This window comes from Rickettsia endosymbiont of Halotydeus destructor, assembly GCF_049278075.1.
Taxonomy (GTDB): Bacteria; Pseudomonadota; Alphaproteobacteria; order Rickettsiales; family Rickettsiaceae; genus Rickettsia.
Genome location: NZ_JAPNPB010000002.1, coordinates 60,295 through 74,228 on the forward strand (window position 1 = coordinate 60,295; position 13,934 = coordinate 74,228).

Genomic DNA, 13,934 nt, shown 5'->3' on the forward strand with positions numbered 1-13,934 from the left:
TCAAATTTGATCATAAAATGAGCCATATCATTCCTATGAGACGATGGCTTAATCGACAACAATTTTATATTAAAGCTTATCATTTTGCTATCATTGGCATGGTAATTGGCTTTTTGACCAGTATTGTTATTTCAACCGGTCCTATTAATGTACCAGCATTCATAGCTTATGGCTTAGTTAAAGGATCCTTTATTTCTACAGAAGCATTTTGCTCACTTTTAGTATATGCAGCATCTTCTGCTGTTTTTAGTAATTTTAAGCCAATACCTAAATTTCTAAATAATGGTAATACGTTAAGGTCTTTTATTTCAGGTATTTGTTTTTTATAAAACCGTGGATACTCTGACTACCAAACAAGAGTTACATAACCTGCTATTTGATCATCTAAATACGCAACCCAAATAAGCCTTTTATTTTCCTGCTGTTCTTGCAAATATTGTTCAAAAAGTTCTTTAGGTTTATGCCAATTTGCTTTTGCAAAAGCTGATACAATATTTTCTATATCTAAAGAATTTAATAAGCGAATAATGCGTCTCACAACATCTTCCCTAAATCTACATAACTCTCTTGTATAGAACTATCATTAAATTCCATATCTATAAACTCTAGTTTACGGTAAAAAGATTCAGCACTACTTCTTGCATGCATTTTCAACACTTTAATATTTTTATGCTTTAGCCATCGCTCTAAAAGCTTCATTAAATAAGTACCTAATCCTTGATTTTGATAAGGTTCATCGATAGCAAGCGATCTTAATGCTGCCTCATTTTCATTTAAAAATTCCATATGAGTAGCAGCAACTATTTGTACACCTTTATATAAAACAAAATGATAATGATTACTTGCAGTTATACTCTCATGATTGCGATTATATTGAGTATTAAGAGAAATAAAAATTTGCTCTTCTTTAATTCGATGATATTCCTCCCACTCGTTATAATGGATACAACGCATGAGACGTATTCTGTTAAAGCCTGCGGGTGAGTTTAAAGATAAAAGCATTTTTTATTTTCCTATAAAAATTTATAGAAATGGGGTGCGCAATGATAATAAACCTTATGTACCTAATTTAAAATTAGAAAAATTTATTGTTAGAAAATTATGAGCTATGTAACAAAGCTTATAATCCCCTTAAGCTTAGATGTTTGAAGTAACCACTGAAATAATGCCTGAAGCTTCTCGCAATGCCGAATGTTAAATAACAGATTAGTAGTGTGCTTCTTCTTAATATTTGTACATTTATTATTTTTCCCTAAAAGCTTTAAAAGCAGTATCAATAAGTGGATCAAGTAAATATCGCAATAATGTTTTAGTACCTGTAACAATTTGTACCTCTGCTTGCATTCCCGGATGTAGTGTTAACTTTCGGGATTTAGCAATTCTGTTAAACTCATCCATGTCAATTTCAATGCGAGCTATATAATAATTATCTTGTCCGGGCTGTTGCGGTTGATTTCGGTCTTGTACAATGTCAGGTGAAACTTTTACGACTTTACCGGTAAATAACGGTGTTGTTCTTGATTTAAAAGCGCTAAAACGTATTTTAGCTACTAATCCTTCATGCACTGCATCAATATTTTTTTGAGAAACTTTTGCTTCTATTATCAGGGAATCATTACCTGGAGTAATTTCTAAAATAGTTTGACCCGGACTAATAAATCCACCGATCGTATGATAATTTAAGACGTTAATAACCCCGTCAACCGGTGATTTTATCACAATGCGATTAAGCGAATCGGTAAGAGAAGTAAATTTTTCTCTAAGGCTGGCAACTTGTACTTGCGTCTCTCTAAGCTCGGTTAACGTTTTTTCGGTATATTTATTCTGTAAATTTATAATACTAATTTCACTTTCGGTAATAGCATGGCGAGTACCGGCAATCTCAGTATCTATGCCGGCAATATCACTTTTAGCGTTAGCATATTTTGCTTCTATTTCCAATAAAGTTTCCTTCTTCGCAAAACCTTTTGCCATTAAAGTTTTCGCAGCCTTTAGCCGATCTTGTAATACTTCCCCAGTCTTTTTAGCAGCGATTTTTTTTGCCTCTAATCCTTCAATTCTTTTCTCTAGCTGACCGATTTTCTGATGTAACGCATTTTTCTCCGATCTATATACTTCTTTTTTTGACCTAAATAAATTTTCTTGTGTATGAATTATTTTGGCTATTTCGGTAATATTTATATCTTTTGTTAAAAATTCAGAAAATTCAATTTCCTCTAGGTTATCGCGCTCGGCAATTAATCGGTTTTCGGTAGCCAACGCATTTCTGTATTGGTTTAAAATGCTTTCATAATCGGCTTTAATTCTAGCTTCTTCAAGTTCAATTAACTTATCACCTTTTTTAACATTATCGCCTTGTGCAACAAAAATACCTGCAATAATTCCGCCCTCATGATGGGTAATAATTTTTTTGTTACTACTTGGCATCACCATCCCACTTGATACGGCTCCGCTATCTAACGGTGCAAAACTTGCCCATACTCCACCAATTAAAACCAAGAAAATTATTACGTAAACACCAAAAATAATCGGTGATCTTGCAGCTTGCACTACATTGTTACGCTTATCATCAGTTTTTTTGGTAATAAAATTAACAAATCTATCAAGCTTGATTAGCAAAAATTCTATTATTTTAGAAATTTTGGTAAGTATTTTATTAGATAAAATTTTACGTTTAGAATGTTTGGCAGATAATGTATCATTTTTTAAAGACAATAACTGCTTTAACTGTTCCGGGGTAATTTGAGGTTTATTATTGTTTGAATCTTGCATATATATTAATTATTAATATGAATAGTGCCGCCTTTTAAAGTCTTAAAATGAGTTTGAATTTCTTCCTGATCACCGTAAGCAGCTACCCCACCATCCTGTATTATTAAAATTTTATCTACTACTGATAATACCGAAGGTCTGTGAGAAATTACCAATACGGCAATCCCTCTAGCTTTTGCCTGTGTCAAGGCACTGGCCAACGCTACTTCACCGGCTTCATCTAAATTAGCGTTCGGCTCATCTAAAATAATAAGCTTCGGATTGCCGTAAAATGCTCGAGCTAATCCCAGACGTTGTCTTTGTCCACCAGAAAGATTTGAACCCCCTGCTCCGATATCGGAATCATAACCATCCGGGAATCGTAAAATCATTTCATGAGCACCGGCTATTTTCGCCGCTTCAATAACCTTTTGCGGATCAGGTTTTTCAAGCATCCTAGCTATATTTTGTTTAATACTACCACTAAAAAGCTCTATTCCCTGAGGTAAATACCCTACATGATTACCGAAATCATCTCTATTCCAACGATAAATTTCTGCGCCGTCAAGACGCACCGAACCGGCTGATTCTTTCCAGACTCCGACTATAATTTTAGCTAAAGTAGATTTCCCTACTGCTGAAGGTCCGATAATTGCTAATACTTCACCCGGTTGTATAGCAAAACTTATACCTTTTAAAACATATCTCGGTATCGGCGGTTGCGGTAAATGAGGCGGTACGGGAGTAGCATAATAAATATTTTCCACGGTAAGATGCCCCTCAACATTGGGAATCGCCATAGCTTCATCTCTTGATTTATATGTAGAAAATAACTGATTAATATTTTTATATGATTTAAGCGCTCCGCTCATACTTTTCCATAAGTCAATAGCATTATCAAAAGGAGCAAGCGCTCTACCGACTATTATTGAACTCATAATCATATTTCCGGGCGTCATACTTTCACCTCTACTAGTAACGACGACGTAAGCACCAATGCCTGTTACTGCCATCTGCATAACGTTACGAATGAATCTTGAGAAGTTGGAAATCACCCCGTTGCGATAGCTGGCAACTGATTGTTTTTCAAGCGCTGCTAGATTAAATTTATGCCAATTTTTAGTAACATTTTTCATCATTCCCATAGCTTCCACAGCTTCGGCATTTCTATTAGCAATATCTGCTTGCATCATACCTTTTATCGAAAATTCCGTAGCTTCACCGAGCGTTTTATTAGTGGCTGCTGCATTAAAAAAAGCAGTCGAGACAATAATAACCGCTCCCAAAACAGTAATAGCTCCAAGATACGGGTGAATTAAAAAGATAACTATAATATAGATAATACTCCAGGGAGCATCAAATAACGTATTAATACCGGTACTGGTTAAAAAGGTTTTAACTGTTTGGAAATCTCGCAGTAACTGACTGGAACCCATATTAGATCTGGTTGCAGCTGCAGAAATAGAGACGGAAAAAATTACCGGTGCTACCGTCCTATCAAGCCATTCCCCAACTTTAATTAGCGTAAAAGATCTTGCAACCTGCAGAAGTCCATAAACAAAGTAAACATAAGCTATTATTATCGATAAAAACAATAAAGTAGATAAATTGCCGCTACCAAGAACTCTATCCAAAACCTGTAAGGAATAAAGCGGGGTAATCAACATCAATAAGTTAATTACGAAAGCAAACCAAAACACTATCCAGAATGCTGTTCTGCATTCCTCTAGTGCATGCGCTAAAGGGTTTTTATTGTTTGTAATATTATTTTTATTCATATTCATCCAGGGCTATAACTTTTTACAAATCTTAAATTATAATTTAATAGACATTATTGCGTGGGTCAAATTTCGATGTCATTCTCGCTGTTTCCTATGTTATTCCTGCGAAGGCGGGAATCCAGAAAATTACCAAAAAGTCATCCTGAATTTATTTCAGGATCTATTAATGAGATGCAGAAAACTTATTTAGCATGACGTGAAGCTGGATTCCCGTTTTCACGGAAATGACATAGAACACGCTTTAACCTACCTACGCAACAATACCTCTCGCAATGACAAGTGAAAATTAATCCATACAACAGCTTAATTTTAATAAGCGTGGCATTATACGCTAAACCTTAATAAAAGAAAACAAGAATTTATCTACAGGTAGCTCTTAATTAACTCTTCGGCAATTTGTACGCCGTTTAGCGCCGCTCCCTTACGCAAATTATCACAGCTAATCCATAAATTTATAGTATTTAACTGTGTCTCATCATTTCTAATTCTTGTAACATATACTGAATCTTCACCACTAGCCTCAATAGGAGTTATATAAGGCACCTCATTAAGTTTAGAAATTGTAATAATTCCATCTGCTTCCTTTAATATTTCTTCAGCTTCCGTAGCATCCATTTTTCCTTCAAATTCAATATTAACCGCCATGGAATGAGATACAAATACCGGTACTCGAACACATGTAACGCTAACGCCTATATGATTTCCTATAATTTTCTTCAGTTCTAGGGCAATTTTAGCTTCTTCACTCGTATAACCGTCCTCATTAAAATAACCTATACAAGGAAATAAATTAAATGCTATTTGTTTAGGAAATATTTTTGCCTCAACTTCTCCGAAGGTATATTTAGATTTAGTTTGGTTAAAAAGCTCATCCATACCTGCTTTTCCTGCCCCAGATACTGATTGATAAGTTGAAACAACAACCCTTTTTATTCTCATTTCGTTATCTAATGGTTTTAACACTACCGATAGCGGTATAGTACAGCAATTAGGATTTGCAATGATATTTTTAACCGAATAATTTTTTAACTGCGCTAAATTAGCTTCAGGAACGATCAAAGGTACTTCTGCGTCAAGTCTAAAAAAGGAAGATTTATCGATCGCTATACAATTTTGAGCAGTAGCTTTAGGAATATATTTTTTTGAAATATCTGAGCCGGCACAGAAAAAAGCCATATCAACTTCATCAAAATTTAAGTCATTTAAACTAATAGTTTTTACTATATCATCACCAAAACTAAGTTCAGTGTTCATTGAATTATCTGATGCTACAACGTAAAGTTTATTAATAGGAAAAGAACGCTCAGCTAAAATATTAACAATTTCCCGTCCGACATTACCTGTAGCCCCTATTACAGCAACGTTATATTTTGTACTCATATTTTATTTAACCTATCAAACCGGAAATCTTCTTCCCGCCTATAATGTGAAAATGGAAATGGAAAATACTTTGCCCCACACTTTCCCCTTTATTAGTTATTAAACGATATTCATTTAAGCCTGCTTCCTTAGCAATATCGGCTATTTTGGCAGAGAAATATTTTATTTCTCCGGAAGGAGATTTAGCAATAAAATCAGCATAATCAATATATTCTTGTTTAGGAATAACGATTAAATGCACCGGCGCTACTGGATTTATATCTTTAAACGCTAACAGCCTATCATCTTCATAAATTATTTCTGCCGGAATATCTTTATTGATAATTTTGGCAAAAATATTCTTTTTATCGTACATATTATATTTATTTTGCTTAATTAACCGAACGCTCTAAAAACTTTAATTCAGCTTCTATTTCGGAACGTGCGAATACTACATCTCTCAATCGGTAATTTTTTCGTCGTAAATCATATTCTCGCATCTCGGAAGCAAAAAAACCGAATATCAGCATTATAGTCAGTTTGCTGATAAAAACTAGTCCCTGAAGATTAATAGTTGCCATAATTATATTAACTATTATAACAAAAGCTACAATTAGCCACATTTTATGATAAAATGCCCAAAAAATATTAAAAATCAAAGCTGACCATGAAAATCCTTCTCTAACAATAGCAAAATTATTACTTTTTTGTTCAGGATTAATATATATTGCGTATATATTCATTAACAAGCCTTGAAATTCAGGAAAAAATAATTAACTAAAACAGATATACCTCATGATATATTACTTAATTAACCAATAAATATCAATATTTAAAAAATTTTATTATGTCAAATAATCCAGACTTGCATGGTACTACGATACTGTGCATAAGAAAAAATGCGGAAGTAATTATCGCAGCCGACGGGCAGGTTTCGCATGGCAATACAATATTAAAAGCTGGAGCTCGTAAACTTCGGACCATCGCTAACAATAAAATTATAGCTGGTTTTGCTGGTTCTACTGCCGACGGGCTTGCTTTATTTGAAAAGCTTGAAGCCAAGCTTGAGAAATATTCTCATAATTTACTTAGAAGTTCTGTAGAGCTTGCCAAAGATTGGCGTAGCGATAAATATTTACGGCGTTTGGAAGCGATGATGATAGTTGCAGATAGTGAGCACATCTTAATCCTGACTGGCAATGGCGACGTAATTGAGCCTGAAAATAATGTAGCGGCAATAGGCTCAGGTGGATTATTTGCATTATCAGCTGCTAGAGGCTTAATGTCTTTTGATAATAATTTAACGGCAGAGGAAATTGCATTAAAATCTATGCATATAGCTGCTGATCTCTGTGTTTTTTCTAACCATAATATTATTCTGGAAAAAGTTGTATGAATACTACCCCAAAAAAAGACCCTATGGGGTTGACTCCTTCTCAAATAGTTAATGAACTTAATAGATTTATTGTCGGGCAAGACAAAGCAAAAAAAGCTGTAGCTATCGCTCTTAGAAACCGTTGTCGCCGAAAAAACATTCAGGGCTCACTTCGTAATGAAATCGTTCCTAAAAATATTTTAATGATTGGACCGACCGGAGTCGGTAAAACCGAAATCGCAAGAAGACTTGCAAAACTTAGCGGTTCACCATTTTTTAAAATAGAAGCAACTAAATTCACTGAAGTCGGATATGTCGGACGTGATGTTGAGTCAATAATACGTGATCTTATAGAAATCGCCGTTAATACTCAAAAATTTCAGGCTAAAATTGAAGTAAATATTAATGCTAGAGAAAAAGTAATAGAAAGAATATTAGACAGTTTGGTCGGTAAATCCTCGAGCGAGGAAACTAGAGAAAAATTTCGTGAAAAGGTTTTAAGCGGCGCACTTGACGATACCGAAATTGAAATAAATGTTGCCGATACTACTCCACCTTTAGGTAGCGGTAGTTTTGAGATTCCCGGCATGCCAGGAGCTTCAATGGGCGTTCTTAACCTTGGAGATATGCTTGGTAGAGCTTTGGGAGGCGGTAAAACGAAAACAAAAAAGATGCTTGTCAAAGAAGCAATGACTATTATTCTTTCGGAGGAATCAGAAAAATTAATAGATCAGGAAAAAATTACCCAGCAAGCTATAAATTTAGTTGAAAATGATGGGATAGTTTTTATTGATGAAATCGATAAGATAGCCTCCAACTCTTCTTCCGGGGCGAAAAGTTCGGAAATAAGCCGTGAAGGAGTTCAGCGGGATTTACTACCTTTAATTGAAGGCACAACAGTAAATACTAAATACGGTCCTGTTAAAACTGATCATATATTATTCATTGCCTCTGGTGCTTTCCATACTACTAAACCGGCAGATTTATTACCTGAATTACAAGGAAGGTTACCGATTAGAGTAGAATTAAACCCGCTAACTAAAGACGATATGGTAAAAATATTATTGGAGCCTGAAGCAAGTTTAATAAAACAATATTCGGCTTTACTGGCAACGGAAGGAGTAATAATAGAATTTACTGATAACGCTATTGAAAAAATTGCCGGTTATGCAACAACCGTTAATCTGGAAGTAGAAGATATAGGAGCTAGGAGACTACACACTATTTTAGAAAATTTATTAGAGGATATAAGTTTTAATGCCAGTGAGATGAAAGGACAGAAAGTTACTATAAACGAAGAATTTGTTGAAAAACAGTTATCAAAAATAATAACTAACCTTGACTTAGCTAAATTTGTATTGTAGGATGGTTTTTCAATTGAGGGTAGAAATTAATTGAACTTGTCACTCCGTGACTTGATCACGGAGTCTAGAAAAGACCTTAAAAAAGGACTGGACGCCATAGTCAAGCTACGGCGTGACTACCTTTCAGGTTAATCAGGACTAAATAAGCAAACTCATGATCGTCCACATTGCCAGTTTAACATTTAGCGGAATTGAAATTACCGACGTTGATGTACAAGTACAAATATCTCCTGGTATTCCATCTTTCACTATAGTAGGGCTTGCCGACAAAACTATTGCCGAATCAAAAGAACGGGTAAAAGCAACTCTTTCCTCGATTGGGCTTGCACTACCTACAAAAAAAATTCTTATAAATTTAGCCCCAGCTGATTTAGTTAAGGAAGGAAGTCATTTCGATCTCGCTATTGCGTGCTCAATACTTACAGCAATGAATATTTTGCCTAATATTGAAATGCAGGAATATCTTATAATGGGTGAATTATCGTTAGACGGCTCTATTCTACCGGTCACTGGAGCTTTACCTGCTGCAATCGGAGCTTTAACACGCGGTAAAGGGCTAATCTGTTCAAGTCAAAATGGCTCAGAAGTTGCTTGGTCGGGTAATAATAATCTATTGGTTGCTAGTAATTTAATCGAATTAGTAAATCATTTCAAAGGTTCACAAATTTTAACCCCTCCTGAGCTGAAAGCTGATCATAGCTTAGTAAATTATCCTGATTTTAGAGATATAAAAGGACAAAAAACTGCAAAAAGAGCCTTGGAAATTGCAGCATCTGGCGGACATAATCTTTTAATGTCTGGACCTCCTGGTAGTGGTAAATCAAGACTTGCTCAATGTATGCCGGGGATAATCCCTAAAATGTCAGCGGAAGAAATTTTGGAATGCAGTACCGTTGCAAGCATTGCAGGTAAGCTTTCAGGCGGTAAACTTACTAGGGTTAGACCGTTTAGAGCTCCTCACCATTCCTGTTCAATAGCAGCAATGGTAGGCGGAGGTGTAGGGAAAAAAGTTAAACCCGGAGAAATTTCATTAGCGCATAACGGTATATTATTTTTAGATGAATTACCTGAATTTCCGCAAAATGTAATTGAATCTTTAAGGCAACCGATAGAAAGCGGAGAAATATTAATTTCACGCTCAAATTCTCATATAAAATATCCGGCAAATTTTCAGTTAATAGCAGCCATGAACCCCTGTAAATGCGGTTATTTAAACGATCCCTATAAAACATGTGTAAAAGCTCCCAAATGCGGTAGTGATTATCAAATGAAAATATCAGGGCCTATTATGGATAGGTTTGATTTAAATATAGAAGTTTCTAATAATATGAATTTTTTACATTACAATCACCAATTCGAAGAGGAAAGCTCAAAAGATATTGCCATGCGAGTAGAAAAAGCCCGCCTTATTCAACAAATAAGATATGAAGGGCATAACATTAAAATAAATAATCGATTAGATGGACAGTTACTAATAGATTATGCAATGCCGATAGATGGCGGAGCAGAATTATTAAATGAGGCAGCAACAAAGTTCCGCTTATCCATGCGGGGCTATAATAAAATACTTCGGGTAGCCCGAACTATTGCCGATCTTGAAGATTCTGATAAAGTATATAAATCCCATATCGCTGAAGCATTAAATTATAGAAAGATAGACTTTAATGATAATTATGTTGCAGGATAAATAAATTTTAATAATATTTAATAATAACATAAATTAATGATTGTTTTTTAAATATAAATTACTAATATTTTAAATTCTGTGAAAGAAGCCGTCATGGCAAGCCACTGAAAGCGTTATTGCATGGTTCGAAAGAACAGCGAAAACTCGTCATTGCGAGCATTTGCTTGGAGCGCGGCAATCCATAAATATAATAAAAAAAATGCTGGTTTTAGCATTTTTTACTGGATTGCCACGTCAGTATTTTATACCTTCTCGCAATGACGATTAACCATGCAAAAACGCTAGATGTGCCGCGCAATGAAGATTTTATTGTAGCCTGCAACAAAGCTTGCCTAACTAGTTTAATAACAGGAATTTTTATCAGGAGAATTTAAAAATGGGCATCAATTGGAATTTAGATACGATTATTTTTCTCGGTTTTTTATTAATTAACTTATCTTTCGGTCTTTATCACGGTAGGAAAGTTAAAACCATAGAAGATTATGCTCTCGGCGGCAGGAATTTCAGCACGGGAGCTTTGGTTTCTACTATTATCGCTACCTGGATCGGCGGAGATTATCTCTTTATAACCCTAGCTGAAGTTTATAATACGGGTTTACACTATACTATCGGTTGCCTCGGTATGGTCGTCTGTATGCTTTTAAGTGCATATTTATTTATTCCTAAAATGGGAGAGTTTTTAGGCAGTATTTCGGTTGCAGAATCCATGGGGAAATTATATGGGGAAAAGGTTCGTATTATTTCAGCTATTTCTGGTACTATCGCTTCTGCCGGTTTTATAGCCGTCCAGTTTAAAGTTTTTGGAGAAGTTCTTAAAAATTTTATTGGATTATCAGGTAATATGCCGATTTTTTTGGCGGCCGGTATAGTAATAATTTACTCTGCTTTCGGTGGTATTAGGTCGGTTACTTTTACCGATATAATACAATTTTTTACTTTTGGAGTATTAATCCCGGTTTTAGGATTTGTATTATGGAGTGATTTTAATAGCCAACCTAATTTTGCTTTCGCCAATGCACTAAATAGTCCAATATTTGACTATAAACAATTCCTGGGTTTATCAAATCCAAATTTCTGGTCATTATTATTATTATTTATATTATTCTCCTTGCCAGATATTAACCCTGTAATGTTTCAAAGGGTAGCAATGGGGCGCAGTATTCCTCAGGTAAAAAAAGCTTTTACAATTTCTGCCATTATATTAATGGTAATTCTGCTTTGCATGGCGTGGATTGCCTTTTTACTATATAGTATAGATCCTAACCTTGATCCTAATTCCTTAGTTCAGCATATCATAGGTAAATATTCTCACACAGGATTAAAAAGCTTTATATTAATAGGAATTGTAGCAATGTGTATGTCTACGGCCGATTCAAATATCAACGCTTCCTCCGTACTTTTAACTCATGATTTTTGCGGCCCGCTAAATATTAAATTAAAAAATGAATTAGTTTTATCAAAGATTATTTCTATTACTCTCGGCGGTATTTCCATATATCTAGCATTACTAGAATATGATTTATTACCGCTCGTTTTTATGACACAAAGTTTTTATATTCCTATTATCGACGTTCCTCTTATTCTTGCAATATTAGGGTTTCGTACTTCTACTAAATCCGTATTTATCGGAATGGGAGCAGGTCTTATCGGAGTTATAGTATGGCGTATATATTTTATGGATATTACAAATGTCGATAGTATTTTACCCGGTATGGTAATTAATTTTATATTTATGATGGGAAGCCATTATTTACTAAAACAGGAAGGAGGATGGCAAAAAAAAGAACCAGTTATTAGATCACAAAATAAATTTAGTACAATAATTACTTCTATTAAAGGATTTAATATTGTAACGTTTTTTAATCAAACTGCACCTAAAAATGAATTAACCTATACGGGCTTTGGAGTGTTTTGTATAGTTTCTACTATTAGCAGCATGTACTCCGTGCCGAATATGATAGATGATAAAATATTGTTATTTTTCTTTGAAAGCATGTTAATTCTCTCCATTAGTTTTTTGACTTACCCGATTTGGCCGCTCAGCCTTAAAAATAATATTATTATAAGACCCGCCTGGTATTTATCAATTTTTTACTTATTAATAGTTTGTAGTACTTTCTTTGTATTATTAAGTAATTTCTCACACCTACAAGTTACTATTTTTATATTAAATATCGTAGTAGCGGCAATTATAGTTCGATGGAACATTGCCTTTATGATGATTATAACCGGCGTGTATTTAGCTATCGAGATATACTCGTACTATATGGGTGGTGATATTAAAATGGTTATAGAATATAATCAATTTATTTTATATGCGCTTCTTTTGATAGGTACCGTAATAATTATTTTTCTTAAACCTAAGCAACAAAATGAAGAAGTATCTGAAACGATAAGAAATTATCTTAACGATAATAATCAACAACAACAGTTAGAGCTAATAAAGCTTGTAAATTACCGGGAAGATTTTATTTCACGCCTTGATGATCAATGTATAGCGGTATTTAAATCAATTCATCGACAAATTAATGATTTAGAGCAGGAACTAACTACTCAAAAACCCGATAATTTAAAAAATACAAAACATAAATTAGTAAATATTGTAGAAAAATTAAAATCTGGTGCCGAGTATTTAGATACTGTAATTTTTCAAATAAAAGATCAAATAAAAATTTTTCCTGAGAAAATGAAATTTCAACCTTTTCTACAAAGCGTAATTAGTGAGTATAAAACACTACATGGTTATTCCAATCTTGAAATACCGATTCATTTTGAAAGCAAATTGACAGAGATACAGCTTGATCTGAAATTAATTAAGGAAACACTTTTTGATTGCTTTAATCATGCCGTAATGAATTCTTCTACCCCAAATATCTCAGTGGTAATTGAAGATAGCGAATTACGATATGATCTTGAATCCTTGAGTAATTCTCAAAAACTTAAACGAGATGCAGTAAAAATTTTAATTATCGCAAAAAATTCTACTTTAACACAAGAAGATGTAAGGAAAATGATACGTCCGGCATATAATACGATAAATGAAATTCGTTCTGAAGAGATACAAAAAATAATCGGTGCGCATTATGGTAAAATTGTCCTTACCTTAAATCGTTTCGCTGAAGCAAATTATATTATTACCCTTCCTGCTAGGTTAAATGAAATTAGACCTAAAAAAATGGACTTACCTGATGAAGAATTAGACAAAGCGAAGGTAACTAATGCATTTATTACTGCCAACAACAAGGAAATATTAAAAAATGTTGCTATAGAATTAATAAAATCAGGGATGTCTGCAGTATTTGTAGCAAAAGTGACTAAATTAAGTTTGGAGGAGGTGAAGGAATTATGAATTTATAGGCAGTGAAGTTTTTCTTAAATGCTACAATAAGCGTTGCTAGATGGAAAGAATCGACGCAGCAATCTAAATAAAAACTATAAAAGTTGTTGTTTTTTAGATTACTTCACTCCTTGTAGCTGCTTAGCTTAGCTAAGCTAAGACATTTTAAAGTACTTACGCAACAATGTGTTTTATTATAAAACGGGAATCCAAAAAAATATTTTTAAGTAAAGTAATAACAAAAAAAGTTGGATTCCCGTCTGAATAAAAATATAGAACC

12 protein-coding genes are annotated in these 13,934 nt (G+C 34.0%); 5 read left to right on the forward strand and 7 right to left on the reverse strand.

The genetic code is table 11. The features are described 5' to 3' along the window. The first annotated feature begins 35 nt into the window (after positions 1–35). Positions 36–329: a hypothetical protein gene (locus tag OTR29_RS02695; protein ID WP_422229129.1), complete on the forward strand. Its 294-nt coding sequence runs from the start codon at positions 36–38 to the stop codon at positions 327–329. Positions 330–346: 17 nt separating this feature from the next. Here the strand turns inward: OTR29_RS02695 and OTR29_RS02700 are convergent, their stop codons facing one another. The 7 genes from OTR29_RS02700 to OTR29_RS02730 all read right to left on the reverse strand — a co-directional run bounded on the left by OTR29_RS02700 (position 347) and on the right by OTR29_RS02730 (position 6,634). Beyond that, a complete protein-coding gene (locus tag OTR29_RS02700; protein WP_422229130.1) occupies positions 347–538 on the reverse strand; it encodes a hypothetical protein in 192 nt (63 codons plus the stop codon). Further along, on the reverse strand, positions 535–954 hold the full coding sequence (locus OTR29_RS02705) for a GNAT family N-acetyltransferase (RefSeq protein WP_422229298.1): 420 nt from the start codon (positions 952–954) through the stop codon (positions 535–537). Before OTR29_RS02705 ends, OTR29_RS02700 begins: the two co-directional genes overlap by 4 nt. A gap of 288 nt (positions 955–1,242) precedes the next feature. Then, positions 1,243–2,772: an HlyD family type I secretion periplasmic adaptor subunit gene (locus tag OTR29_RS02710; RefSeq protein WP_422229131.1), complete on the reverse strand. Its 1,530-nt coding sequence runs from the start codon at positions 2,770–2,772 to the stop codon at positions 1,243–1,245. Positions 2,773–2,777: 5 nt separating this feature from the next. Further along, complete coding sequence (locus tag OTR29_RS02715; RefSeq protein ID WP_422229132.1) at positions 2,778–4,529, reverse strand: type I secretion system permease/ATPase; 1,752 nt, start codon at positions 4,527–4,529, stop codon at positions 2,778–2,780. 366 nt (positions 4,530–4,895) lie between these two features. Beyond that, positions 4,896–5,912 (reverse strand): aspartate-semialdehyde dehydrogenase, encoded by a 1,017-nt coding sequence (gene asd, locus OTR29_RS02720; protein ID WP_422229133.1) that lies wholly within the window; start codon positions 5,910–5,912, stop codon positions 4,896–4,898. 7 nt (positions 5,913–5,919) lie between these two features. Then, positions 5,920–6,267, reverse strand: coding sequence for an HIT domain-containing protein (locus OTR29_RS02725; RefSeq protein WP_422229134.1), 348 nt, complete (start codon positions 6,265–6,267; stop codon positions 5,920–5,922). 16 nt (positions 6,268–6,283) lie between these two features. After that, positions 6,284–6,634, reverse strand: coding sequence for a DUF2628 domain-containing protein (locus tag OTR29_RS02730; protein ID WP_422229135.1), 351 nt, complete (start codon positions 6,632–6,634; stop codon positions 6,284–6,286). Between the two features lie 104 nt (positions 6,635–6,738). Between OTR29_RS02730 and hslV the strand changes: the two genes are divergently transcribed. The 4 genes from hslV to OTR29_RS02750 all read left to right on the forward strand — a co-directional run bounded on the left by hslV (position 6,739) and on the right by OTR29_RS02750 (position 13,666). Beyond that, a complete protein-coding gene (gene hslV, locus OTR29_RS02735) occupies positions 6,739–7,287 on the forward strand; it encodes an ATP-dependent protease subunit HslV (RefSeq protein WP_422229136.1) in 549 nt (182 codons plus the stop codon). Beyond that, complete coding sequence (hslU, locus tag OTR29_RS02740) at positions 7,284–8,630, forward strand: ATP-dependent protease ATPase subunit HslU (protein WP_422229137.1); 1,347 nt, start codon at positions 7,284–7,286, stop codon at positions 8,628–8,630. The genes hslV and hslU overlap by 4 nt, the downstream gene beginning before the upstream one ends. Positions 8,631–8,784: 154 nt before the next feature. Beyond that, positions 8,785–10,317, forward strand: a complete 1,533-nt coding sequence (locus tag OTR29_RS02745; RefSeq protein ID WP_422229138.1) for a YifB family Mg chelatase-like AAA ATPase — start codon at positions 8,785–8,787, stop codon at positions 10,315–10,317. Positions 10,318–10,693: 376 nt separating this feature from the next. Further along, positions 10,694–13,666: a sodium:solute symporter family transporter gene (locus OTR29_RS02750; RefSeq protein ID WP_422229139.1), complete on the forward strand. Its 2,973-nt coding sequence runs from the start codon at positions 10,694–10,696 to the stop codon at positions 13,664–13,666. Positions 13,667–13,934 lie beyond the last annotated feature (268 nt).

Excerpts from the sequence above, each read along its gene's own strand:
- OTR29_RS02695 (WP_422229129.1), top strand. The coding sequence starts at position 36 with ATGAGACGATGGCTTAATCGACAACAATTTTATATTAAAGCTTATCAT.
- OTR29_RS02705 (WP_422229298.1), bottom strand. The coding sequence starts at position 954 with ATGCGTTGTATCCATTATAACGAGTGGGAGGAATATCATCGAATTAAA.
- OTR29_RS02710 (WP_422229131.1), bottom strand. The coding sequence starts at position 2,772 with ATGCAAGATTCAAACAATAATAAACCTCAAATTACCCCGGAACAGTTA.
- OTR29_RS02715 (WP_422229132.1), bottom strand. The coding sequence starts at position 4,529 with ATGAATAAAAATAATATTACAAACAATAAAAACCCTTTAGCGCATGCA.
- asd (WP_422229133.1), bottom strand. The coding sequence starts at position 5,912 with ATGAGTACAAAATATAACGTTGCTGTAATAGGGGCTACAGGTAATGTC.
- OTR29_RS02725 (WP_422229134.1), bottom strand. The coding sequence starts at position 6,267 with ATGTACGATAAAAAGAATATTTTTGCCAAAATTATCAATAAAGATATT.
- OTR29_RS02730 (WP_422229135.1), bottom strand. The coding sequence starts at position 6,634 with ATGAATATATACGCAATATATATTAATCCTGAACAAAAAAGTAATAAT.
- hslV (WP_422229136.1), top strand. The coding sequence starts at position 6,739 with ATGTCAAATAATCCAGACTTGCATGGTACTACGATACTGTGCATAAGA.
- hslU (WP_422229137.1), top strand. The coding sequence starts at position 7,284 with ATGAATACTACCCCAAAAAAAGACCCTATGGGGTTGACTCCTTCTCAA.
- OTR29_RS02745 (WP_422229138.1), top strand. The coding sequence starts at position 8,785 with ATGATCGTCCACATTGCCAGTTTAACATTTAGCGGAATTGAAATTACC.
- OTR29_RS02750 (WP_422229139.1), top strand. The coding sequence starts at position 10,694 with ATGGGCATCAATTGGAATTTAGATACGATTATTTTTCTCGGTTTTTTA.